The sequence below is a fragment of the Amycolatopsis eburnea genome, assembly GCF_003937945.1.
Classification (GTDB): Bacteria; Actinomycetota; Actinomycetes; order Mycobacteriales; family Pseudonocardiaceae; genus Amycolatopsis; species Amycolatopsis eburnea.
Window position 1 is genome coordinate 1 of sequence record NZ_RSEC01000032.1, and the last position, 22,762, is coordinate 22,762.

17 protein-coding genes are annotated in these 22,762 nt (G+C 71.8%); 5 read left to right on the forward strand and 12 right to left on the reverse strand.

Going from position 1 to position 22,762, the window contains the following annotated elements; all coding sequences use genetic code 11:
* Window positions 1–390 precede the first annotated feature (390 nt).
* The 3 genes from EIY87_RS07670 to EIY87_RS07680 form a co-directional block, all read right to left on the reverse strand.
* Window positions 391–1,944: an amidase gene (locus EIY87_RS07670; protein WP_125306967.1), complete on the reverse strand. Its 1,554-nt coding sequence runs from the start codon at window positions 1,942–1,944 to the stop codon at window positions 391–393.
* Entirely contained in the window at window positions 1,944–3,287 is a 1,344-nt protein-coding gene (glnA, locus tag EIY87_RS07675; RefSeq protein ID WP_125306968.1) for a type I glutamate--ammonia ligase, read from the reverse strand. The genes EIY87_RS07670 and glnA overlap by 1 nt, the downstream gene beginning before the upstream one ends.
* Before the next feature lie 212 nt (window positions 3,288–3,499).
* On the reverse strand, window positions 3,500–4,780 hold the full coding sequence (locus EIY87_RS07680; protein ID WP_125306969.1) for an MFS transporter: 1,281 nt from the start codon (window positions 4,778–4,780) through the stop codon (window positions 3,500–3,502).
* Window positions 4,781–4,867: 87 nt separating this feature from the next.
* Here EIY87_RS07680 and EIY87_RS07685 point away from each other — a divergent pair, with 87 nt between their 5' ends.
* On the forward strand, window positions 4,868–5,524 hold the full coding sequence (locus EIY87_RS07685; RefSeq protein ID WP_125306970.1) for an LppX_LprAFG lipoprotein: 657 nt from the start codon (window positions 4,868–4,870) through the stop codon (window positions 5,522–5,524).
* Here the strand turns inward: EIY87_RS07685 and EIY87_RS07690 are convergent.
* Window positions 5,521–6,984 (reverse strand): alpha/beta hydrolase, encoded by a 1,464-nt coding sequence (locus EIY87_RS07690; protein ID WP_225439766.1) that lies wholly within the window; start codon window positions 6,982–6,984, stop codon window positions 5,521–5,523. The two genes, EIY87_RS07685 and EIY87_RS07690, sit on opposite strands and share 4 nt — an antisense overlap.
* Window positions 6,969–8,531, reverse strand: a complete 1,563-nt coding sequence (locus EIY87_RS07695; protein WP_125306971.1) for an alpha/beta hydrolase — start codon at window positions 8,529–8,531, stop codon at window positions 6,969–6,971. The genes EIY87_RS07690 and EIY87_RS07695 overlap by 16 nt, the downstream gene beginning before the upstream one ends.
* 156 nt (window positions 8,532–8,687) lie before the next feature.
* On the opposite strand from EIY87_RS07695, the gene secA2 reads away from it, so the two are divergent.
* Window positions 8,688–11,027 (forward strand): accessory Sec system translocase SecA2, encoded by a 2,340-nt coding sequence (gene secA2 / locus EIY87_RS07700; RefSeq protein WP_125306972.1) that lies wholly within the window; start codon window positions 8,688–8,690, stop codon window positions 11,025–11,027.
* A 34-nt stretch (window positions 11,028–11,061) separates the two neighbouring features.
* On the opposite strand, the gene EIY87_RS07705 is transcribed toward secA2, so the two are convergent.
* Window positions 11,062–11,520, reverse strand: coding sequence for a hypothetical protein (locus EIY87_RS07705; protein ID WP_125306973.1), 459 nt, complete (start codon window positions 11,518–11,520; stop codon window positions 11,062–11,064).
* A gap of 117 nt (window positions 11,521–11,637) precedes the next feature.
* Here EIY87_RS07705 and EIY87_RS07710 point away from each other — a divergent pair, with 117 nt between their 5' ends.
* On the forward strand, window positions 11,638–13,359 hold the full coding sequence (locus EIY87_RS07710; RefSeq protein WP_125306974.1) for an NAD+ synthase: 1,722 nt from the start codon (window positions 11,638–11,640) through the stop codon (window positions 13,357–13,359).
* A 57-nt stretch (window positions 13,360–13,416) separates the two neighbouring features.
* Here the strand turns inward: EIY87_RS07710 and EIY87_RS07715 are convergent, their stop codons facing one another.
* Both EIY87_RS07715 and EIY87_RS07720 read right to left on the reverse strand, forming a co-directional pair.
* Complete coding sequence (locus tag EIY87_RS07715; protein WP_125306975.1) at window positions 13,417–14,031, reverse strand: VOC family protein; 615 nt, start codon at window positions 14,029–14,031, stop codon at window positions 13,417–13,419.
* 7 nt (window positions 14,032–14,038) lie between these two features.
* Window positions 14,039–15,376, reverse strand: coding sequence for a S8 family peptidase (locus tag EIY87_RS07720; RefSeq protein WP_225439769.1), 1,338 nt, complete (start codon window positions 15,374–15,376; stop codon window positions 14,039–14,041).
* Window positions 15,377–15,458: 82 nt separating this feature from the next.
* On the opposite strand from EIY87_RS07720, the gene EIY87_RS07725 reads away from it, so the two are divergent.
* Window positions 15,459–15,989: a methylated-DNA--[protein]-cysteine S-methyltransferase gene (locus tag EIY87_RS07725; RefSeq protein WP_125306976.1), complete on the forward strand. Its 531-nt coding sequence runs from the start codon at window positions 15,459–15,461 to the stop codon at window positions 15,987–15,989.
* A gap of 6 nt (window positions 15,990–15,995) precedes the next feature.
* On the opposite strand, the gene EIY87_RS07730 is transcribed toward EIY87_RS07725, so the two are convergent.
* From EIY87_RS07730 to lysX, 3 genes are all read right to left on the reverse strand, one after another.
* Window positions 15,996–16,574 (reverse strand): DinB family protein, encoded by a 579-nt coding sequence (locus EIY87_RS07730; RefSeq protein WP_125306977.1) that lies wholly within the window; start codon window positions 16,572–16,574, stop codon window positions 15,996–15,998.
* Window positions 16,575–16,646: 72 nt separating this feature from the next.
* A complete protein-coding gene (locus tag EIY87_RS07735; RefSeq protein WP_225439771.1) occupies window positions 16,647–17,216 on the reverse strand; it encodes a hypothetical protein in 570 nt (189 codons plus the stop codon).
* A gap of 63 nt (window positions 17,217–17,279) precedes the next feature.
* Window positions 17,280–20,603 (reverse strand): bifunctional lysylphosphatidylglycerol synthetase/lysine--tRNA ligase LysX, encoded by a 3,324-nt coding sequence (lysX, locus tag EIY87_RS07740; protein ID WP_125306978.1) that lies wholly within the window; start codon window positions 20,601–20,603, stop codon window positions 17,280–17,282.
* A 444-nt stretch (window positions 20,604–21,047) separates the two neighbouring features.
* Here lysX and panB point away from each other — a divergent pair, with 444 nt between their 5' ends.
* Window positions 21,048–21,923, forward strand: coding sequence for a 3-methyl-2-oxobutanoate hydroxymethyltransferase (panB, locus tag EIY87_RS07745; protein ID WP_125306979.1), 876 nt, complete (start codon window positions 21,048–21,050; stop codon window positions 21,921–21,923).
* Here the strand turns inward: panB and EIY87_RS07750 are convergent.
* Entirely contained in the window at window positions 21,920–22,762 is an 843-nt protein-coding gene (locus EIY87_RS07750) for a cytochrome c oxidase assembly protein (protein WP_125306980.1), read from the reverse strand. The genes panB and EIY87_RS07750 overlap by 4 nt on opposite strands.

Here is a 22,762-nt window from a genome sequence, read left to right on the forward strand (position 1 = left end):
CTTGCTCTCAAAGGAAACCCCGACGAGGGGGTTTCAAATATAAGCTCTACTGGCTTAGTTCACTAGCACACTGTTGAGTTCTCAAGCAACACACTCTGGACTCACCGCCTTATCAGCGGCTATATCCTCGGCAGTTGTTCCAAGCGATATTCACAAGCTTTTGGTCGAGCATGCCTCAGCCTACGAGGTTAGTCGTAGGGATTCGGCGGCCGCTCGTGGGCCGACGCTGAACATTACCCGGTCCGATCCGCGGTGTCAACCCGCTCGTCCCGGCCTGGCCTCCGGGGCTTGCGGCCCCGGTGTGACCCGGTGTTCCTGGCGACGAAGAGAAGATTACATGCCTCGAAACCACCCCAAAACAGGGGGGTCACTTAACGCCATTGCCGCAGGTCAGCGCAGGGTTGGCAGGTACCGCGGCGGGACGCGGGCCGGCGCGGCCCGTTCGAAGTCCGCCGCGAGGGCGAGCACCCGGGCGTCCGACCACCGGGCACCCATGAACGAGATACCCACCGGAAGGGGGCCGGCAAACCCCGCGGGCACGGTCACGTCCGGGTAGCCCGCCACCGCGGCCGGGGTCGAGGACGGGATCACGTCGTTGTCGCCCACCGCGCAGTCGGTCCGCCACGCCGGCGGGTTCGTCGGCGACGCGATCGCGTCCAGGTGGTACTTCGCCAGGGTCTCGTCGAGGGAGCGGCGGGCGAGGTCGGACAGCTCGGCGCGGCCGGCCAGGTAACCCGGGTCGGTCGGCGGCGGCGCGGCCAGCGCCTGCTCGAACAGCTCCTGCCCGGCGAAGCACGTCTGCTCCAGCGGGTCGGCGCGGTTGTAGGCGATCAGCTCGGCCAGGTTCCGCGGGCCCTGCGGGCGGGTCGCGAGGTAGGCGTCGATGTCGCGGTGGAACTCCGTGAGCAGCGCCGGGAACTCGAGCTCGAGCAGCCGGTCCTGGTACGGCGGTGTCACCTCGACGACCGTCGCACCAGCCTTGACCAGGGAGTTCCGGGCGGAGGTCATGACCTTGTCGGTGTCGGGGCCGAGCACCGGCAGCCGCCACAGGCCGATCCGCGCGCCGCGCAGGACACCCGGGCGGAGCAGCTTCGCGTAGTCCGTCGGCTGGGTGCGCGGGTACTCCGCCGTCGCCGGGTCCGCGGGGTCGCGCCCCTGCAGGACCGACAGGGTCATCGCGACGTCGACGACGTTGCGGGCGATCGGGCCGGCGGTGTCCTGCTCGGCGGAGATCGGCACCACGCCGGTGCGGCTGACCAGGCCGAGGCTGGGTTTGTGGCCGACGGTCGCGGTCATCCCGGCGGGGCACACGATCGAGCCGTCGGTCTCCGAGCCGATGGCGACCTGCGCCAGCGTCGCGGCGACGCCGGCCGCGGACCCGGCGGACGACCCGCACGGGTTGCGGTCGAGCACGTACGGGTTGTTCGTCTGGCCCCCGACGCCCGACCAGCCGGACGTCGGCTTCGCGGCACGGAAGTTCGCCCATTCGGACAGGTTCGCCTTGCCGAGGATCACCGCTCCGGCGTCCCGCAACCGGGTGATCAGCGTGGCGTCCTTCGCCGGGAAGCTGCGCAGGGCGCGCGAGCCGGCCGTCGTCCACTGGTCGCGGGTGTCGACGTTGTCCTTGACCAGCACCGGGATGCCGTCGAGCGGGCCGCGCAGGTGGTGCGCGCGGCGCCGGGCGTCGCTGGCGGCGGCCTGGCCCAACGCCGCCGGGTTGAGCGCCAGCACCGCGTTGACCTTGCCGTCGACCCAGCGGATCCGGTCGAGGTAACTGCTGGTCAGGCCCACCGCGGTGAGCCGGCCGGACGCCATCCGCGCCTGCAGCGCCGGGATGTCGGCCGTGTCGAGGTCGAAGCGCGGCGGGGCCGCTGTCGCGGGTGCGCTCGTGACGAGCGCGAGCGCGGCGGCCAGGATCGCGAGGAACACCGGCCGCCGCCCCATCAGAGCACCGGGAGGAGCGTCCGGAGTTCGTACGGAGTGACCGCGCTGCGGTAGTTGTCCCACTCCACGCGCTTGTTCCGCAGGAAGAAGTCGTAGACGTGCTCGCCGAGCGCTTCCGGCAGGAGTTCGGACTTCTCCATCTCCGCCAGCGCCTCCCCCAGGTTCTGCGGCAGCTGGGCGTACCCCGCGGCCCGCCGTTCGGAGTCGCTGAGCTGCCAGATGTTGTCCTCGGCCGGTGGCGGCAGCTCGTAGCCCTTCTCGATCCCCTTCAGCCCCGCGGCCAGGATCACCGAGTACGCCAGGTACGGGTTGCACGCCGAGTCCAGCGTACGGATCTCCACCCGCCGGGATGACGCCTTTCCGGGTGAATACATCGGGACGCGGACGAGCGCGGAGCGGTTCGCGCGGCCCCACGAGACCGTCGTCGGCGCTTCACTGCCGCTGATCAGGCGTTTGTAGGAGTTCACCCACTGGTTGGTGACCGCGGAGATCTCCTTGGCGTGGTGCAGCAGGCCGGCGACGAACGCCTTGCCGGTCGCCGACAGCTCGTGCGGGTCTTCGGCGTCGTAGAAGGCGTTGCGATCGCCTTCGAACAGGCTGATGTGGGTGTGCATGCCCGAGCCGGGCTGGTCGGTGAACGGCTTCGGCATGAACGTCGCGCGCACGCCCTGGGTCAGCGCGACCTCCTTGACGACGTAGCGGAACGTCATCACGTTGTCGGCCATCGTCAGCGCATCGGCGTAACGGAGGTCGATCTCCTGCTGCCCCGGTGCCCCTTCGTGGTGGCTGAACTCGACCGAGATGCCCATCGCCTCGAGGGTCTCGATGGCGTGCCGGCGGAAGTGCGTCGCCGTCGCGTGGCTGGCCTGGTCGAAGTAGCCGCCGTTGTCGGCGGGCTCCGGCTCGCTGCCGTCGTCGGGCAGGTTGGCGAGGAGGAAGAACTCGATCTCGGGGTGCACGTAGCAGGTGAAGCCCGCTTCGGCGGCCTTCGACAGCTGACGCCGGAGGACGTGCCGCGGGTCGGCCCACGACGGCGAGCCGTCCGGCATCGCGATGTCGCAGAACATGCGGGCCGAGTACGGGCCGCCGTCGGGGGTCTCCCACGGCAGGACCTGGAAGGTGGCCGGGTCGGGCTTGGCGACCATGTCCGATTCGTAGACGCGCGCGAAGCCCTCGATGGCGGAGCCGTCGAAGCCGATCCCCTCGGTGAACGCGCCTTCGAGTTCGGCCGGCGCGACCGCGACGGACTTGAGGAACCCCAGCACATCGGTGAACCAGAGACGGACGAAACGGATGTCGCGCTCCTCGAGCGTGCGGAGCACGAATTCCTGCTGGCGATCCATGGCCGCACCCTAACGACAGCGTGTTAACGGGATGTTTCACGACGCGCCGAGGGTGACGAAGTCAGGTGGCGAGCACCGGAACGCCGGTCGTGGCGAGCGGCGCCGGGCAGCCCGAGGTGGTCTTGAATGACTCATTCAGGACCTCCGAAGACCTGAATGAGTCATTCAAGACACCGGCGAAGCCGCCGCCAGGTGCGCCGAGGGTGACGAAGTCAGGTCGCGAGCACCGGGACGGGCTTCTTCGCCCGCGTGATGGCCAGCGACGCCGCCGACGCGAGGACCGCCAGTACCGCCGCCGAGTACCAGGCCACGTTGTAGTTGCCGAGCTGGTCGCGGACCAGGCCGGCGGCCGAGGCGGCGAACGCCGCGCCCAGCTGGTGGCTGGCGAAGACCCAGCCGAACACGATCGGGCCCGCGTCGCCGAACGCGCGGACGCAGAGCGCGACCGTCGGGGGAACCGTGGCCACCCAGTCGAGGCCGTAGAACAGGATGAACGCCCACATGCTCGGCTGGACCGAGTCCGTGAACAGCTGCGGCAGCAGCGCCAGGGACAACCCGCGCAGCGCGTAGTACACGCCGAGCAGGACGCGCGGGTCGACGCGGTCGGTGAGCCAGCCCGAGAAGATCGTGCCGACGACGTCGAAGACGCCGACCAGTGCCAGCAGGCTCGCCGCGGTCGTCTGGGGCATGCCGTGGTCGTGGGCGGCCGGGACGAAGTGGGTGCCGACCAGGCCGTTCGTCGTCGCGCCGCAGATCGCGAAGCCGACCGCCAGCAGCCAGAACGTGCGGGTGCGGGCGGCCTGGCGCAGCACCGAGAGCGCGCGGCGGACCGAGCCGGTCGTCGGGGCCGGGCGCGTGACCTCCGCGTCGGCGGGGGCGCCGTACGCCGTGGTGCCGATGTCGGCCGGGTGGTCGCGGATGACCAGCAGGACCACCGGGACCACGGCGAGCGCGGCGATCGCGATGACCAGCGACGCCGTCCGCCAGCCGGAGCTCACCGCCAGGTTCGCGATGAGCGGGAGGAAGATCAGCTGGCCGGTGGCGCCCGCGGCGGTCAGGACGCCGGTGACGACGCCGCGGCTGCGGACGAACCAGCGGGCCGCGACCATCGCCGCGAAGCCCATCGCCATCGAGCCGGTGCCGAGGCCGACCAGGACGCCCCAGCACAGGATGAGCTGCCAGCTCGCGGTCATGAACACCGTGCCGCCCGCGCCGAGGGCGATGACGAACAGCGCCGTCGCCGACACGCGGCGGATGCCAAAGCGCTCCATCAACGCGGCCGCGAAGGGCGCGAAGAGGCCGAAGAGCACGAGGTTGACCGAGACGGCCGAACTGATCGTGGCCGTGGACCAGCCGAACTCCTGGTGCAGCGGGTCGATGAGGACGCCGGGGGCGGCGCGGAAGCCGGCGGAAGCGAGCAGCGCGACGAAGGCGGCACCGGCGATGGGCCAGGCGCGGTGCAGCTTCGGGGCGGGACGGGTCTCAACAGTCACCTACGCAGTTTCACCGCGCGCGTGAGAGGCCGAAAGTGGCCGAGAGGACATCATCCGCAAGGATCGGGCCACGACTACTCTCGCGGCATGCCCCGCTTCGCCCTGCTGCTCGTGCTCCTGCTGACCGCCGGCTGCACCGGATCACCGGACACGCGAGGGCCCTTCCCCGCGGGCGGCGACCTGGTCCGCGACGCCGCGACGTCGTTCGCCGCGGTCCGGAGCGTGCACTTCGCGGCCGGCGTCAACGGCGTGCTCCCGGGCTTCCCGCTCCGGCAGATCGAGGGCGACGCGACCCTCGACGGCGGCAGCGGCGCGACCGGCACGGCCGACGTCCAGGACGGCGACGGGCACACCGAGTTCCGCTTCACCGTGCGCAAGGACGAGGTCACGACGGATCCCGACGTCGGGCGCCTGCCGGAGATGTACACCGTGGGGGCGTTCCTCGGGCCGTCCGCCGGGCTGAAGCGGCTCCTGGACGGCGTGACCGACGCCAAGACCGAAGGCAAGGAGAACGTCGACGGCGCCGCGGCGCTGCGCGTCGGCGGCAAGGTGCCCGCGGCCGTCGCGCACGGGGTGCTGCCGCAGGTCACCGAGGACGTCATCGTCAAGGTGTGGGTGTCGGCCGACGGGCCGCGGCGGTTCGCCCGCCTCTGGGCGCAGATCCCGCCGGCCGGGGACCACCTCAGCCCGGTGATGATCGAGCTGTCGCTGACCCGGCAGAACGAGCCGGTCGACCTCGGCTAGCAGCGGGTGCTCGCGGCGGTGCCGCCGATCAGGTAGGCGATGCCCGCGCGGTCCACGCACGCGTTGCCCTGCAGGAACACCGTGTGCTGGACGCCTTCGTAGGTGAGCAGGACGCCGTCGAGGTCCTTCGCGAGGGACACGCCTTGGCGGTACGGTGTCGCCGGGTCGTGGGTGGTGGAGACGACCAGCGGTTTCGGCAGGCCGGGCGCGCGCGGCGGGTGCTCGGCCGACGTCGGGGGAACCGGCCAGGTCGAGCAGATGTCCAGCTCGCTCGTGTCGGGCGTGCCGCCGGTCAGGAAGGGCGCGCCGGCCAGCATCTCCCCGTGCGCGCGGTCGATCGCGGCCCGGTCGGTCACGCGGGCGTGGTCGACGCAGCGGACGGCGAAGTACGCGTCGATCGCGCCGCTGTAGTGGCCGTCGGGGTCGCGCTGGTAGTAGTCGTCGGCGAAAGCGAGCAGCGTCCGGCCGTTGCCCTTCGACACCTGCTCGAGCGCGGCTTTCAGGGCGGGCCAGTCACCGCGGGAGTAGAGCCCGGCGAACGTGCCCGTGATCGCGTCCTCGAACGACAGCTTCCAGGCCCCCGCCGGGAGCGGCTTCGCGACCAAGGGGCGCACGAGCCGTTGGAACGCTTCGGTGCTGCCCGCGAACGGGCACGCGCACCACTTCGTGAACTCGTTCAGCGCGTCCTGGAAGCCCGCGGCCTGCGTGATCAGCGAGTCGACCAGGCTTTGCGCGGGGTCGATGGCGCCGTCGAGCAGCAGCGCGCGGACGTTGCGCGGGTACGCCTCGGCGTAGGCCGCGCCGATCTGCGTCCCGTACGAATAGCCGAGGTAGGTGAGCTTCTCGTCGCCGAGCGCGGCGCGGAGGACGTCGAGGTCGCGGACGACGTCCCGGGTGCCGGCGTTGGCGAGGAACTCCTTGCCGTACTTAGTCGCTTCGGCGCACTTCGCGCCGTACGCGGTCGTCTCGGCGAGCTGCTTTTTCACTCCATCGGGCGACGAATCGCTCTCGATGTCCGACGCGCGGTCCGCGTCCTGCTCGGCGTCGGTGCGGCAGGTGAGCCGCGGCTCGCTGGTGCCGACGCCGCGCGGGTCGAACCCGACCAGGTCGAACCGGTCGAGCAGGGGCGCGGCGGCGGGCGACTTCGCCAGCGAGGCGGCCGTCGCCGTCCCCGAACCGCCCGGCCCGCCGGGGTTGACGACCAGCGACCCGATCCGCTGCTTCGCCGCCTTGTGCCGGAGCAGGCCCACGCGCACCGTTTCCCCGGACGGCTTGGCGTAGTCCAGCGGCACGGTCAGGTGCGCGCAGTCCAGCCCCTGCCCGCACGGTGTCCACGCCAGCTGCTGCGAGGTGAACTTCCCCAGGTCGGGGGGCGGTGGTGGCGGCGGCGCGGGTGCCGGCGCACTCGTGCACGCCGCCAGCAGCAGGACCGGCGCCAGCGCCGCTACTGCCCGGAGCACCGGGTCCCGTCCGGCGGCACCGTGCCGTCGACGAGGTAGTCCACGCCCGCCTCGTCCACGCACTTCACGCCCTGGAGGAACACCGTGTGCTGGGTGCCCTCGAAGGTCAGCAGCGCGCCCTTCAGGCCCTTCGCGAGGTTGACGCCGGCCTGGTACGGCGTCGCCGGGTCGTTGGTCGTCGAGATGACCAGCGTCTTCGCCAGGCCCTCGACGTTCGGCACGTGCGGCTCGGACGTGTTGGGCACCGGCCAGAACGCGCACGCGTCGCGGGCCGCCGAAGCCGGGCGGCCGTCGTCGAGGAACGGTGCCACCTTCACGTACTCCTCCTGCGCCTTGAGGATGACGGCCGGGTCGGTGACGCGCGGGTCGTCGACGCAGCGGATCGCGGTGAAGGCGTCCTGCGTGGTGCCGTACTTGCCGTCGGTGTCGCGCTCGTTGTAGATGTCCGCGAGCTTCTCCAGCGTCGCGCCGCGCTGCTGCTTCAGCTCGTTGAGGCCGGAGTTGAGGGTGTCCCAGAGGCTCTGCTGGTAGAGCGCCTGGATGACGCCGGTGGTGGCGTCCTCGTAGGAGAGCTTGCGGCCGTCCCCGACCGGCACCGGGAAGTCGATCAGCGGCCGGACGAGGTTCTGGAACGCTGTGACCGCGCCGTTCGGGTCACCGCCGAGCGCGCAGTCCTGCTGGGCGGCGCACCACTTCGCGAACTCGGTGAACGCCGTACCGAAGCCCTGGCCCTGCGCGACCAGCGACTCGACGGCGTCCTGCTCGGGGTCGACCGCGCCGTCGAGGATCATCGCGCGGACGTTCTTGGGGAACGCCTCCGCGTAGGCCGACCCGATCCGGGTGCCGTAGGAGTAGCCCAAATAGGTCAACTTTTCGTCGCCGAGGACCGAGCGCAGGACGTCCAGGTCCTTCACGACGTCCCGGGTGCCGACGTTCGCCAGCATCCCGGCGCCGTCGTCGGTGCGCTGGGCGCACTTCGCGGCGAAGTCCTTTTCCTGCGCTTCCTGCTTGAGCACCCCGGCGGGCGAGCCGTCGGTCTCGCTGTCGTCGGCGCGGTCGGCGTCCCGCTCGGAGTCGGTCAGGCAGTGGATGGCCGGCTGGCTCGCGCCGATGCCGCGCGGGTCGAAGCCGACCAGGTCGAAGCGCTTGGCCAGGCCGCTGCTCGTGGCCGGCTTGACCAGCCCGGCGGCCGCGACCATGCCCGAGGCGCCCGGCCCGCCCGGGTTGACGACCAGCGCCCCGATCCGGGAGCCGGCGTCCGAGGCCTTGTGCCGGAGCAGGCCCAGCGTGATGGTGTCCCCCGCCGGCTTCGCGTAGTCCAGCGGCACGGTCAGCCGGGCGCACTGGACGTCTTTCGCCTGGAACGCCGACCGCGAGTCCTCCGACGTCGCGTAAGGTGCGCAATCGGCCCAGGACAGGCTCTGGCCGTAGAACCGCTCCAGCCCGGCCGGCACCGGCCCGGACGGCGGGTGCGACTCCGTCGTCGGCGCGACCGGCGCCGGCTTGCCGGAGGACGTGCAGGCGGCCAGCGAGGCCGCGATCAGCACGGATGTCGCAATTGCGGTGATCCGGCGACGACCGGACCTGGCGCTGGGATGAGGGAACACGGTTGGATCGTCCCATCCGGCCGCGGAACTCGAACGCACCACCGTCGCGTTGGGTGGTGGAAGGCCGGTCGAGCGAGAGAGAACGGGAGACCAGGGGTGGCAGCACTGATCAGCCGGGTGGGCAAGAAGCTCCGCCGGATCATCCAGCGGCCGGGCAGCGTCGAGCTGACCCGCTACGAAGCACTGCTGCCCGCGGTCGAGAAGCTCGAACCCGAGCTCGAGAAGCTCTCCGACGCGGAGCTGACCGAGCGGGCGGGCGAGCTCCGCGAGAAGCTGAAGGACACCGCGTTCGGCGACGACCAGCTGGTCGAGGTGTGCGCGCTGGGCCGCGAGGCCGCGCGGCGGGCGCTCGGCGAGCGCGCGTTCGACGTCCAGATCCTCGGCACGATGGGCCTGCTCACCAAGCACGTCGTGCAGATGGAGACCGGTGAGGGCAAGACGCTCGCCGGCGCGCTGGCCGCGGCCGGCTACGCGATCCGCGGAAAGCGCGTTCACGTCGTCACGGTCAACGACTACCTGGCCCGCCGCGACGCCGAGTGGATGGGCCCGGTGTACGCCCTGCTCGGCGTGTCGGTCGGCTGGGTCGAGCCCGCGCACTCGCGCGAAGAGCGCCGTGAGGCCTACGCCAAGGACGTCACGTACGGCGCCGTCGCCGAGATCGGCTTCGACGTGCTTCGCGACCGACTGGTCACTTCGGTCGACGACCTCGTCCAGCCCGACCCCGAGGTCGCGATCGTCGACGAGGCGGACTCGGTGCTGGTCGACGAGGCCCGCGTCCCGCTGGTGATGGCCGGCTCGATCGACCACACCGACGCCGACGAAGAGGTCGCGAAGGTCGTCCGGCGGCTGCGGCTCAACCTGCACTACGAAACGGACAGCGAGGGCCGCAACGCCTGGCTGACCGACGCCGGCGCGTCCGTCGTCGCGAAGTCGCTCGGCCTGGAGGTCGACGACCTCTACGGCGAGACGGCTTCGGACCGGCTGCCCGCGGTGAACGTCGCCCTGCACGCGCACGCGCTGCTCACCCGCGACGTCGACTACCTGGTCCGCGACGGCAAGGTGCAGCTCATCAACGCCGCCCGCGGCCGCGTCGCCGAGCTGCAGCGCTGGCCGGACGGCCTCCAGGCCGCCGTCGAAGCGAAGGAGCAGGTCACCGCGACCGACCGCGGCGAGATCCTGGACTCGATCACCGTCCAGGCGCTGCTGGCGCGCTACCCGGAGGTCGCCGGCATGACCGGTACCGCCGTCGCCGTCGCCGAGCAGCTGCGCGAGTTCTACGAGCTCGAGGTCGCGGTCATCCCGCCGAACACCCCGAACATCCGCGAGGACCTCGAGGACCGGATCTTCGCTTCGCCGTCGCAGAAGCTGCGCGCGATCGAGGAGGAGATCCGCACGGTGCACGAGACCGGGCGGCCGATCCTCGTCGGCACCCAGGACGTCGCCGAGTCCGAAGAGCTGGCCGAGAAGCTGGCGAAGGTCGACCTCGAATGCGTCGTGCTCAACGCGCGCAACGACGCCGAAGAGGCCGCGATCATCGCCGAGGCCGGCAAGAAGGGCGCGGTCACCGTGTCCACGCAGATGGCCGGTCGCGGTACCGACATCCGGCTGGGCGGCACCGACGGCGCGACCCGCGAAGAGGTCGTCGAGCTGGGCGGGCTGCACGTCATCGGCACCGCGCGGTACCCGTCGAGCCGGCTCGACGGCCAGCTGCGCGGCCGCTCCGGCCGCCAGGGCGACCCGGGCAGCGCGATCTTCTTCGCCAGCCTGAACGACGAGCTCGTGCTGTCGAACGCGCCGGACGTGCCCGAGGGCATCGTCGACGATGAGGAGACCGGCGAGATCACCGACCCGGCGGCGCTGCGGCAGCTCAACCACGCCCAGCGCGTGGCCGAGGGCGTCGACCTGGAGATCCACCGCAACACCTGGCGCTACACGCGGCTGATCGAACGGCAGCGGCGTGACCTGCTGGTGCACCGCGACAAGGTGCTTCGCACCGCGTACGCGGCGGAGCAGCTCGAGAAGGCGCACCCGGAGAAGTTCGGCGAGCTGAAGGAGAAGCTCGACGACCAGGAGAAGCTGGAGCAGATGTGCCGCGAGGTGCTGCTGTTCCACATCGACCAGCTGTGGTCGGACCACCTGGCGTACCTGACCGACGTCCGGGAGAGCATCCACCTGCGGGCGCTGGCCCGGGAGACGCCGCTGGACGAGTTCCACCGCGCGGCGATCCCGGAGTTCCACAAGATCATCGGCGAGGCCGACTCGCGGGCGGCGAAGACCCTCGAAGAGGCGGAGCTGACCGACGAGGGCATCGACCTCGGCGAGGCCGGGGTCCGGCGGGCGAACACGACGTGGACGTACCTCGTGCACGACAACCCGTTCGACTCGGACTTCGAGCAGACCATCAAGAAGGTCCGGAGCATGATCAAGCGGAAGTGACACCGGCACCGGGGCCCCCGCGCGGGGCCCCGGGTCAGTGCGGCGTCGTGACGCCGGAGATGCAGTAGGCCCCTTCGCTGCGCCGCACCCGCAGCGCGCCTTCCACGGACCGGCTGCCGACGTTGCCTTCGAGCGGGACGCTCATTTCGTTCGGGCCGGTCTGCGTCGGTGTCCCGGCGGTCAGGTGCGCGTTCTCGCTGCCGAGCAGCTTCGCCGATTCGGCGACGATTTCCGCGTTCGACGAGCACGACGCTTCGCGCGCCTGCGCTTCGTCGTCGCCGAGGACCGCCAGGATGAACTTGCCGGCGGCGACGCTCCCCGCGTTGAGGTCGAGCGGCGGGCCGACCGGCGGTCTCGGCTGGTCGTCGCGGGAGACCAGGAAGCCCGGCGCGACGAACCCGGTGATCAGGAAGACCACCACCAGCAGGGCGCCGCCCGCGGCGAGCAGGCCGACGAGCAGGCCGTTGCCCTTCTTCGCCCGCGGGTACGTCATGGCTCTCCCTCGTCCGGTTCGTCCGGTCAGCGCAACGTACCCGGCGATCCGCACCCCACGTGGCGTTTCGCCCACATTCGCTCGGCCGGGCGGGTGGCCGTGGGACAGAATGGCGGCATGCCGCAACTGCGCATCGCGCTCGCCCAGGTCAACCCCACGGTCGGGGACCTCGACGGCAACGCCGACCTGCACGTCGACTGGACCCGCCGGGCCGCCGAAGCCGGCGCCCACGTGGTGGTCTTCCCCGAGATGTCCCTGACCGGCTACCCCGTCGAGGACCTTTCGCTGCGCCGCACCTTCGCCGAGGCCTCCCGCCAGGGCGTCGAGTCGCTGGCGCGCCGCCTCGACGAAGCCGGGTGCGGTGAGGTGCTGACCTACGTCGGTTACCTCGACGTCGACGAGGTGGGCCCGCGAGACGCGGCGGCGGCGCTCTACCGCGGCGAGGTCGTCGCGCGGCAGTTCAAGCACCACCTGCCCAACTACGGCGTGTTCGACGAGCACCGCTGGTTCAAGCCGGGCACCACGCTCGACGTCGTCCGGTTCCACGGGCTCGACATCGGCATGGTCATCTGCGAGGACATCTGGCAGGACGGCGGCCCGATCTCGGCGCTCGGCCGCGCGGGGGTCGACCTCGTCGTGGCGCCGAACGCGTCGCCGTACGAACGCTCGAAGGACGAGCAGCGGCTGCCGCTGATCGCCCGCCGCGCGGCCGAAGCCGGGGCGCCGCTGGTCTACACCAACCAGATCGGCGGGCAGGACGACCTCGTGTTCGACGGCGACTCGCTCGTCGTCGCCGCGGACGGCGCGGTCGTGGCGCGCGCGCCGCAGTTCGTCGAGCACCTGCTCGTGCTGGACATGGACCTGCCGAAGACCGGGTACGCGGGCGACGGTGCGTACGAGGGCCTGGAGGTCCGGCGCCGCGTGCTGAGCGACGAGCCGCTGCCGGCCTACGAGCCGACGGCCGAGCCGGTGATCAGCGAACCGCTTTCGGACGAGGCCGAGGTGTGGCACGCGCTCGTCGTGGGCTTGCGCGACTACGTGCACAAGAACGGCTTCTCGTCGGTGACCTTCGGCTTCTCCGGCGGCATCGACTCGGCGGTCTGCGCGGCGCTGGCGGCGGACGCGCTGGGCGGCAACAACGTCTACGGCGTCTCGATGCCGTCGAAGTACTCCTCGGGCCACTCGAAGGACGACGCGGCCGACCTGGCACGGCGGATCGGGGCGCACTACCGCGTCGAGCCGGTCGAGGACATGGTGCGGGTGTACGTCGACCAGCTCGCGCTGACCGGGCTGGCGGAGGAGAACATCCAGGCGCGGACGCGGGGCATGCTCCTGATGGCACTGTCCAACCTGGACGGTCACCTGGTGCTCGCGACCGGCAACAAGACCGAGCTGGCCGTCGGGTACTCGACGATCTACGGGGACGCGGTCGGTGCGTTCGCCCCGATCAAGGACGTCTTCAAGACGCACGTGTGGCAGCTGGCCCGCTGGCGCAACGCCGAAGCGGTGAAGAACGGCGAGACCCCGCCGATCCCGGAGAACTCGATTTCGAAGCCGCCGTCGGCCGAGCTGCGGCCCGGGCAGGTCGACACCGATTCGCTGCCGGACTACGCGCTGCTCGACGACATCCTCGACGACTACGTCGAGGGCGACCGCGGGTACGCCGACCTGATCGAGGCCGGGTTCGACGCGGAGACCATCGACCGCGTGGTGCGGATGGTCGACAAGGCCGAGTACAAGCGGCGCCAGTACCCGCCGGGCACGAAGATCACGTTCAAGGCCTTCGGCCGCGACCGGCGGCTCCCGATGACCAACCTGTGGCGCGAGGGCAAGGCCTGACCTTCGTGAAGGCCACCTTGAGGAACTTGAACTTCCTCAAGGTGGCCTTCACGGCTTTCAGCTGAGCGCGACCTGGCGGCCGTCGGGGGTGCGGAGGGCGGCCGTGAGGGTGGGCTTTTCCGTGCGGCGGACCAGGAACTCCAGGCCGAGCGCGTCCGTCGCCGTGTGGACGGACGCCGGGTCCGGGTGGGTGGCCGTCACCATCAGCAGCGGCAGGGACGGCAGGGCGCGCGTGGTCGGGTGCGGGGTGCTGCCCCAGTCGATCAGGAACGGGCGGAGCGTGCCCGGCGCGCTGGGCGGGGTCAGGCGCCAGCGCAGCGTTTCGCCGTCGGCCGTGGCGCGGGACATCTCACGCGCGTCGCCCGGGTCGAAGCCGTGGGCGCGGGCCCGCGCGATCGTCGCGTCGAGGTCGGTCGTGCGGACCGCCCACGCGACCAGCGCGGGCTCGGTGAGGTCGTCGATGCCGAAGGGGCGCGGGACGTCCGGGTCCGGCTGGGCCGGGTCCGGGCCGATCACCTCCAGGTACATCCCCGCGCCGAGGTCGGCGAGGTGGTTGGCGGTGCCGAGGCCGACGTGGCTGCCGCCCGGCGCCGGGGTCACCCCGGTCAGGTCGGCGACGCGGGCGACGGCGGCGGCGAGGTCGGGGCCGGCGTAGACGAGGTGATCGAGCACGGCGCCATCATCCCGCGCCGACCGCGCGCGCCGCATCGACCACCCCGTGGCCGTAGTACGTCGTGCCGCTCGGCGTGGGCACGCACACGGCGTCCGGGCACGGCAGCGGTGCCGCCGTCTCGTACAGGGCCCGCTTGACGCGCTCGGCGCTCCAGCGCGGGTGCTCGCTCGCGATCAGCGCGGCGACGCCGCTGGCGTGCGGCGCGGCCATCGACGTCCCGCTCGCCGACCGGTATTCGCCGTTCGGCCACGTCGACCAGACGCGCGCGCCGGGCGCGGCCACGCTGATCCAGGACGCCGAGTAGTTCGAGAAGGTCGCCTTGACCAGCTTTTCGTCGAGCGCGCCGGTGCCGACGACGCCGGGCAGCTCGTGCGGCAGCCGGGTGCAGGTCGGGTCGATCGCGCGGTCCACCGGGGTGCTGTCGGCCGGGCTTTCGCGGTCGATCGAGCGGGTGTCGAGGTTGATCCCGGCGTTGCCGGCCGACGCGACGACGAGGACGTTCCGGCGCTGGGCGTAGGCGACCGCCCGGCCAACGGCGAGCTTCGCCGCGGCCTGGTCCGGCTGGTCGTCGCAGTTGTAGCGCCACGGGATCGAGCGGTAGCTGTTGTTGGTCACGGCGAACCCGTGCTCGGCGGCCCAGACGAAGCCGCAGACCATGCTCTCGGCGGTCTCGGTGTCGTCCAGTTCGGCCAGCTTGACGGCGGCGATCCGGACGCCGGGCGCGACCCCGACGACGCCGGTTCCGTTGCGGGCCGCGGCGATCGTGCCCGCGACGTGCGTGCCGTGGCCGTCGAGCGTCGGCCGCCAGGCGCCGGGGCTCCGGTCGGCCCAGCCGGACAGGCAGGACACCGAATCCCCGCGGTCGAAGGCGCCGGCCAGGTCGGGGTGGGTGTCGTCGACGCCGACGTCGAGCACGCCGACGACGGTGCGCCTGCTGCCGTCGGTGACCTCGTGCGCTTCGGGGAGGTGCAGCGCCGGGACGTCCCACGCGGTGCCCTCGGGCGGGACCAGGCCGGAGTTCGGCGAGTTCGGGCCGGCGTAGCGGACGTCCTTGCGGGGCGCGAAGAACTCCTTCGGGATCTTCGCGGTGCGCGTCGCGCCGACGGCGTCGATGCCCGGCGTCGCACGGACCTTCGCGGCGAAGTCGTCCTTCGCGGTGTACGCGACGACGACGCCGATCTGCGGGTAGCTCGCGACGACGGTGCCGCCGGCGTGCCGGACGACCTGCTCGGCCCACCCCGTGTGGTGCGTGACGACGACGTGCGGCATGACCAGCGGATCCGCCGCCGCCGGGGTGGCGATGAGGCCGAGCAGGAGTGCCGTCACCAAGACCAGTCGCCGCACGCTGCCTCCTCCGGATCCGCCCAAACCGAACTTAGCGATCAATTGCCGCGGCGGTACCCCTCTTCAGTCGTAGGCTGGCGGGATGACCGGCTTCACGGTGTTCGACACGGCGATCGGTGTGTGCGGGCTCGCCTGGCGCGACGACGTCGTGGTCGGCACGTCGCTGCCCGAAGGCAGCCAGGCGCGCACCTGCGCCTGGCTGCTCAAGCGCTTCCCGGACGCCGTCGAGGGGACGCCGCCGGCCGCGGTTCAAGCGGCGGTGGACGGGATCGTGGCCTTGCTGGGCGGCGCGCGCCCGGACCTGACGTCGATCCCGCTGGACTTCTCGGCGGTGCCGGAGTTCAACCGCCGGGCGTACGAGGTCGCGCGGACGATCCCGCCGGGCAAGACGCTGACCTACGGCGACATCGCGCACCGGCTCGGGCAGCCCGGGTCGGCGCAGGCCGTCGGGCAGGCGATGGGGCACAACCCCTTCCCGATCATCGTGCCGTGCCACCGGGTCCTGGCCGCGGGCGGCAAGGACGGCGGCTTCTCCGCCCGCGGCGGCGTCGAAACGAAACGCCGGATGCTCGTGATCGAAGGCGCGCTGGCCGACGAGCCCACCCTGTTCTGAAAGTGCTCAGGCAGGCTGCCACGGCTTGATGAACGGGGACTCCGGCCAGCCCTCGGCCGCCGCCATCAGGGGCATCGCGGTGCCGCCGTCGATGTGCTCGCGGATGATGTCCGCGTGGCCCGCGTGCCGGGCCGTCTCCTGGATCAGGTGCAGCAGGACCCAGCGGACCGACCAGGCGTCGACGTCCTTCGGGAACCACGGCACGTCCTTCGGCACCGGGACCGCCTGTCCGAGGTCGGCGATCCCGCCGATGACCTCGGCCGTGCGCGCCGCGACCTCGTCGTAGCGGGCCAGCACGCCCGCCAGCGTCTCGTCCGGGAGCAGGGTGTGCGCCGACTGGTACTCGGCGATGCTTTCCGCGAACGGCTTCTGCGGCACCTGCAGGATCGTGTCCAGCCAGCTGTCCTCGGTGGCCGCGGCGTGCTTGATCAGCCCGCCCACCGACAGCGAGCTCTTCGTCGACGCGGTTCTCGCCTGCTCGTCCGTCAACCCGTGTGCCGCCAACTTGAGCACGTACCGCTGCTGCTCCAGGAAGCTCAGCAGCCCGTCACGCTCGTCGGCCACCGGGCGCACGTTTCCCGCCATGTCGATCCTTCCGCAAAGGGACTCCTGCGGGGATCGTGCCACCGGGCACCGACATTCCGGGCGGAAACCGCGCTATCGGTGCGCGTGCCGGGGCGCGGGCTTCACGAAGGCGTACACGCCGCCGACGCCGTAGAGCGCGGCCCGCACCACCAGTTGGACCCGCGTGAAGACACCTTCGTAGGCGTCCAGCTGCCGCGACAGCACCACGGCCAGCCAGGTCGCCATCACCACGACCAGCCCGGCGACCGCGACCGCGCGCCAGCCCGGTGGCCACCACAGGATCAGGCTGATCACGCCGGCCACCAGAACCACGCTGAGCACTGACGAAAGCAGGTCGCCGCGTTCCGGGTACGCGGCCTGGACGAGCACGACCAGGCCGAACGCGCTGACCGAGACGGAGCTGAGCCGCGCCGTCCAGTGGACCGGGCCGAGGCGGTTCAGCGGCGGGCCGGCGAGCAGGAACGCGGCCCCCGAGACGGCCAGCAGGATCCGGAAGACCGGTGGTCCGGCCGTCGGCAGCGCCTCGACCGGGTCGTGGACCGGCGAGACGCCCGTCGGGAGGAAGAACTCCAGCAGCCACCCCGAATACCCGAGGACGGCCACCCCCATCAGGAGGGCCGAGGCGATCCGAGCCGTGCGCACGAGGCACACAGTAAGCGAACGGCCGCGTCCTGGCGGTGTGACGCTTGCCTGTCGGCTGACTCGTTACGCGTGCGGGCGGACGAACGGGAACAGGACCGTCTGGCGGATCGACGCGCCGGTGAGCATCATCAGCAGCCGGTCGACGCCCAGGCCGAGGCCGCCGGTCGGCGGCATGCCGTGCTCCAGGGCGAGCAGGAAGTCTTCGTCCAGCTCCATCGCCTCGACGTCGCCGCTGGCCGCGCGCAGGGACTGCGCTTCCAGCCGCCGGCGCTGCTCGACCGGGTCGGTCAGCTCCGTGTAGGCGGTGCCGACCTCGGAGCCGAACGCGATGAGGTCCCAGCGCTCGGCCAGCCGCGGGTCCTCGCGGTGCTGGCGGGTCAGCGGCGAGACGTCGGTCGGGTAGTCGGTGTAGAAGGTCGGCAGCACGGTCGCGCCCTCGACGAGGTGCTCGAACGCCTTGAGCACGAGGTCGCCGTGGCTCGGGTCCTCCGCCACCGGCACCCCGGCCGCGGCGCACAGGCGGCGCAGCTCGGCCACCGACGTCCCCGAGTCGATCCGCTCGCCGAAGACCGCGGAGACGGCTTCGTGCACCGGCACCACCGGCCAGTCCCCGGAGATGTCGTACTCGACGAGCTTCCCGCTCTCGTCCGGCCGCCGCACCACCTGGGCGCCGTACGCCGCTTCGGCCGCGTGCTGGACCAGCTCGCGGGTCAGCGTCCGCATCGTGTCGTAGTCCGCGTACGCCTGGTACGCCTCGAGCATCGTGAACTCGGGGTTGTGGGTCGCGTCGACGCCTTCGTTGCGGAAGTTGCGGTTCAGCTCGAAGACCCGCTCGACCCCGGCGACGCACAGCCGCTTGAGGTACAGCTCGGGCGCGATCCGCAGGTACATCCGCATGTCGTAGGCGTTGATGTGGGTGACGAACGGGCGCGCGTTGGCGCCGCCGTGCACCGTCTGCAGCATCGGCGTCTCGACTTCGAGGTAGTCGGCGTGGTGCAGCCGGTCGCGCACCGCGCGGACCACCGTCGAGCGCAGCCGCAGCATGTTCGTCGAGTCCGGGTTGACGGCGAGGTCGAGGTAGCGCTGCCGGACGCGGGTCTCCGGGTCGGTGAGGCCCTTCCGCTTGTCCGGCAACGGGTGCAGGCACTTCGCGGTGACCGTCCACTCGTCGACGAGCACCGAGAGCTCGCCGCGCTTCGACGTCACGACCTGGCCGCTGACGCCGACGTGGTCGCCGAGGTCGACGCCGGTCCGCCAGCGGGCGAGGTCGAGCTCGCCCGCCTCCAGCATCAGCTGGATCTCGCCGCTGAAGTCCTTGACGCGGGCGAAGCACAGCCCGCCGAGGATGCGCAGGTTCAGCACGCGCCCGGCGATCCGGACCCGGTGGCCGGTGGCCGTGTCCGGGGCCAGGTCGCTGAACTTCTTCACGACGTCGCCGATGTGGTCGTCGCGGCGGAACCCGACCGGGTACGGGTCGATGCCGGCCTCGCGCAGCTTGCCGAGCTTGGCCATGCGGACGCGGACCTGCTCGGGGCGCCGCACCTGCTTCGGGGCCGGCACCGCCGCCGACTCCTCGATCTCCTTCGCGCGGGCGACGAAGTCGTCGCCGACCGTCTCCAGCCGCAGCGACCGCGACCGCCCGGTCGGGACGAACCCTTCGAGCGCGCCCGCGACGATGCCGACGCGCGGCAGCCGCCGGGCCGAGGAGTAGCAGAGGAACCGCGGCACCCAGTCCGGGCCGTACTTGGCGTTGGACCGGTACAGCGACTCGAGCTGGAAGAAGCGCGAGAAGACGCTCAGGATGCCGCGCCAGGCCCGCAGGACCGGGCCGGCGCCGATGCGCTCGCCCTCGGAGAACACCGCGCGGAACATCGCGAAGTTGAGCGAGATCCGCTGCGCGCCGAGGTGCTGGGCGGCCGCGACGACCTCGGCGATCATGTACTCGTTGAGGCCGTTCTCGGCGTCGCGGTCGCGGCGCATGAGGTCGAGGGAGAGGCCGCGGCGGCCCCACGGGACGAACGACAGCAGGCCGCGCAGGTCGCCGCGGGCGTCGTAGGCCTCGACCATCACGCTGCGGCCGTCGCTGGCGTCGCCGAGGCGTCCCAGCGCCATCGAGAACCCGCGTTCGGTCTCGGCGCCGCGCCAGGCCTGGGCCCTGGCCAGCAGGTCGGCCATCTCCTCGTCCGGGATTTCGCCGTGGCGGCGGACCCGCGAGGTGTAGCCGGCGCGCTCGATGCGCTTGACGGCCTGGCGGACCGAGCGCCGCTCCGGCCCGGCGAGGCTGAACTCGCGGACGTCGAGCACCGCTTCGTCGCCGATTTCCAGCGCCCGCAGACCGGCGTCGGTGTACGCCTTCGCGCCGCTCTCGCTCGCCCCGAGCACGCCGGGGGTCCAGCCGTACGTGCGCGTCTCGTCGAGCCACGCGCGGACCGCGTCCGGCCACGCCTCGGGGTCGCCGATGGGGTCGGCGCTGGCGACGCTGGTGCCGCCGAGCACGCGGTAGGTCACCGCGGCGCGGCCGTTCGGCGCGAAGACGACGCTCTTGTCGCGCCGGGTCGCGAAGTAGCCGAGGGAGTCGTCCTCGCCGTGCTCGGCCAGGAGCTTGCGCACGCGCAGCTCCTCTTCGTCGGTGCGCAGGCGGCGGCTGCGGACGCCGCGGAAGAGCAGGTACAGCGCCGCGGTGGCGACCGCCGTCGCGCTGAGGTCGATGAAGACGTCCAGCCAGGCGGGCCCTTCGCCGACGCCGATCCGGCGCAGCTGGAGGTTCTCGCCGGTGGCGTGGTTCACGACCCAGGCGAAGCGCTCCCACGTGTCACCGAGGTGCCCGGGAAACGCTTCCGCGAGCCCCCAGCCGACCAGGATGACCACGGCGAACCCGCCGAACAGCGCGGTCAGGCCGTCGCGCCAGGCGCTCGGCGCGAGCCGGGCCGGGAAGGCCGGGCGCAGCGCGAGCAGGAACACGATCAGCGCGATCGAAACGACGTCGGCGATGGTCAGCACCCACAGCTGGGCCGGGATGTGCCGGACCTGCTTCGGGCCGAGGGTCAGCAGCTCGGGCGACCACAGCAGCGTCGCCTGCAGGGCCAGGGTGAGCACCAGGCCGCCGACCTGGAACAGCACCAGCGTGTACAGCGCCGCCGCCTTGCGCCGCCGCAGCGCCCCGCCGAGCACGACCAGCAGCAGCACCATGACCAGGCTCGAACTGGTCGGCACGCTCAGGCCGGAGAACGCCATGTCGATGCCGTTGAGCAGGCGCCCGCGCGGGCCGTTCGTGAAGAGCAGGATCACCGAAAACACCGCGGCCAGCTGGACCACGGTGGCGACGATGCCGCCCGCCTTCGCCTTCCACTTCGGGAGGCGCGGGCGTGTGCTCGCGAGGGTTCCCATCGTTGCTTTCGTCGCCTTTCGCGGCCGATCGGTGCGCATGCCGTCTTCTTGACGTCAGTGAACACAGGTTGGTTGTCCCCGGGCATCAACCTGAAGGCTGACGGTGCGTAGTCCCCGAGGGTGTGGCTCCGGCAAAGTCGCCGAGGGCCGACCGCTCGATCTGAACCGACCGGCGCCGGCCGCGGCGAGTGGCGCCGGGCGGCCCTGTGGTGTCTTGAATGAGTCATTCAGGACCTCCGAAGACCTGAATGAGTCATTCAAGACGTCGGCGAAGCCGCCGCCGGGCAAACCGCCGCGACTTTGCCGGGACCCTGGTCCCCGAGGGTGTGAAGCTGGTCCCAGGAGGTTGGGGGCCCGCCCGCGCGCGTGCCACGCTCTGAGACGCCCCTGCTCCACGACCCGGGGACCTCCGCGGAGGCCTCGAGGGAAGGACGGTCGACGACGATGTCTGCCCCCGCGAACGGGCCCGCCGAAGAGGCGGCCCCCTACGGCACCGGACCCGGCACCAAGCCGGCGACGGGCCGGAAAGTCCGCGTGCACCACTTGCGTGAGCTGAAGGAGCGCGGCGAGCCGTGGCCGATGCTCACCGCCTACGACATGTACACCGCCGCCTTGTTCGACGAAGCCGGGATCCCCGTGCTGCTCGTCGGCGACTCCGCGGCCAACAACGTGTTCGGTTACGACACGTCGCTGCCGGTCACGGTCGACGAGCTGCTGCCGCTGGTACGGGCGGTCACCCGGTCGGTCAAGCGGGCCCTCGTGGTCGCCGACCTGCCGTTCGGCTCCTACCAGCTGTCGCCGCAGCAGGCGCTGGAGACGTCGGTGCGGTTCATGAAGGAGGGCCGCGCGCACGCCGTGAAGCTCGAAGGCGGGCGGCGATTCGCCGCGCACGTCGAGGCGCTGACGTCGGCGGGCGTGCCGGTGATGGGCCACATCGGCTTCACCCCGCAGAGCGAGCACAACCTCGGTGGCTACCGGGTGCAGGGGCGCGGCGAAGCAGCGGACGCGCTGCTCGCCGACGCGCTGGCCCTGCAGGAGGCCGGGGCGTTCGCGGTGGTGATGGAGATGGTGCCCGCCGAAGCCGCGAAGCGCGTCACGGCGGAGCTGAAGATCCCGACCGTCGGCATCGGCGCGGGCCCGGACTGCGACGCGCAGGTGCTCGTCTGGCAGGACATGGCCGGCCTGCGGCGAGGGAAGGCACCGCGGTTCGTGAAGCGGTACGCCGACGTGGCGACGGTGCTGCAGGACGCGGCGACGGCGTTCGCGGAGGACGTCCGCCGCGGCGAGTTCCCGGCGCCGGAACACGCTTTCCACGACTAACCCCGGTTCCGGAACCGCTCGGCGAGCGCCGGGTCGTTCTCCCACCACAACCCTGTCGCGGGGGCTTCGTCCAGCTGGACGTCGAGCTGCTTCGCGCGCCGTTCGTCGTCGCGGGCCCACCGCACGAACAACGCGACGACGAACGGCAGGCCGGCGACGTCACCGCCGATCCACAGCACCCCCGCGCCGATGATCTGGTCGGTGCGGGGGTCCGGGCCGTGGCCCGGGTGGGCGGCCGCGTAGTGCGCGGGCGCCAGCAGCTGGCCGAGCCACAGGACCAGGCCGAGGGCGCCGTCGAAGATCACCTCGGTGAACGCGATCCACACCGACACCAGGTGCGGGTCCTGCCGCGGGGTCGGGTCGAGGCCCAGGCGGGTCCAAAAGTACGTGAACCCGGCCAGGACGAGCACCACCCGGACCAGGCCGTCGGCGACCGGCGACCGCAGCACGAGGTCGTAGAGCGGGGTCAGGTAGAGCACGAGCACCGGCACGACCAGCGCCAGCGTGACGACCGGCGGGAAGGTCAGCGCGCGGGCCACCTTGCCGCGGCCGTGGCGCCGCAGCCAGACCGCGGGCCGCGTGTCGAGCAGGAGCCGGATCGGGGCGCCCAGGGCCAGCAGCAGCGGCGTGATCATCAGCAGCGTGACCGTCTGGACCGCGCGGACCCAGAAGTACGTCGTGTCGTAGACCGCCAGCGGTGAGCACGTCACCACCACGATCGTCGCCAGCCCGGCGAGGAACGCCGTCGTCCGGCCCGGCGGCCAGCCCCGGCCGCGGGCCGCGCGGACGTAGAGCGTGCCGAGGACGAGCACGACGAGGAGCGCCGGGACGTCGAGCAC

Excerpts from the sequence above, each read along its gene's own strand:
- EIY87_RS07670 (WP_125306967.1), bottom strand. The coding sequence starts at position 1,944 with ATGGGGCGGCGGCCGGTGTTCCTCGCGATCCTGGCCGCCGCGCTCGCG.
- glnA (WP_125306968.1), bottom strand. The coding sequence starts at position 3,287 with ATGGATCGCCAGCAGGAATTCGTGCTCCGCACGCTCGAGGAGCGCGAC.
- EIY87_RS07685 (WP_125306970.1), top strand. The coding sequence starts at position 4,868 with ATGCCCCGCTTCGCCCTGCTGCTCGTGCTCCTGCTGACCGCCGGCTGC.
- EIY87_RS07705 (WP_125306973.1), bottom strand. The coding sequence starts at position 11,520 with ATGACGTACCCGCGGGCGAAGAAGGGCAACGGCCTGCTCGTCGGCCTG.
- EIY87_RS07710 (WP_125306974.1), top strand. The coding sequence starts at position 11,638 with ATGCCGCAACTGCGCATCGCGCTCGCCCAGGTCAACCCCACGGTCGGG.
- EIY87_RS07725 (WP_125306976.1), top strand. The coding sequence starts at position 15,459 with ATGACCGGCTTCACGGTGTTCGACACGGCGATCGGTGTGTGCGGGCTC.
- EIY87_RS07730 (WP_125306977.1), bottom strand. The coding sequence starts at position 16,574 with ATGGCGGGAAACGTGCGCCCGGTGGCCGACGAGCGTGACGGGCTGCTG.
- lysX (WP_125306978.1), bottom strand. The coding sequence starts at position 20,603 with ATGGGAACCCTCGCGAGCACACGCCCGCGCCTCCCGAAGTGGAAGGCG.
- panB (WP_125306979.1), top strand. The coding sequence starts at position 21,048 with ATGTCTGCCCCCGCGAACGGGCCCGCCGAAGAGGCGGCCCCCTACGGC.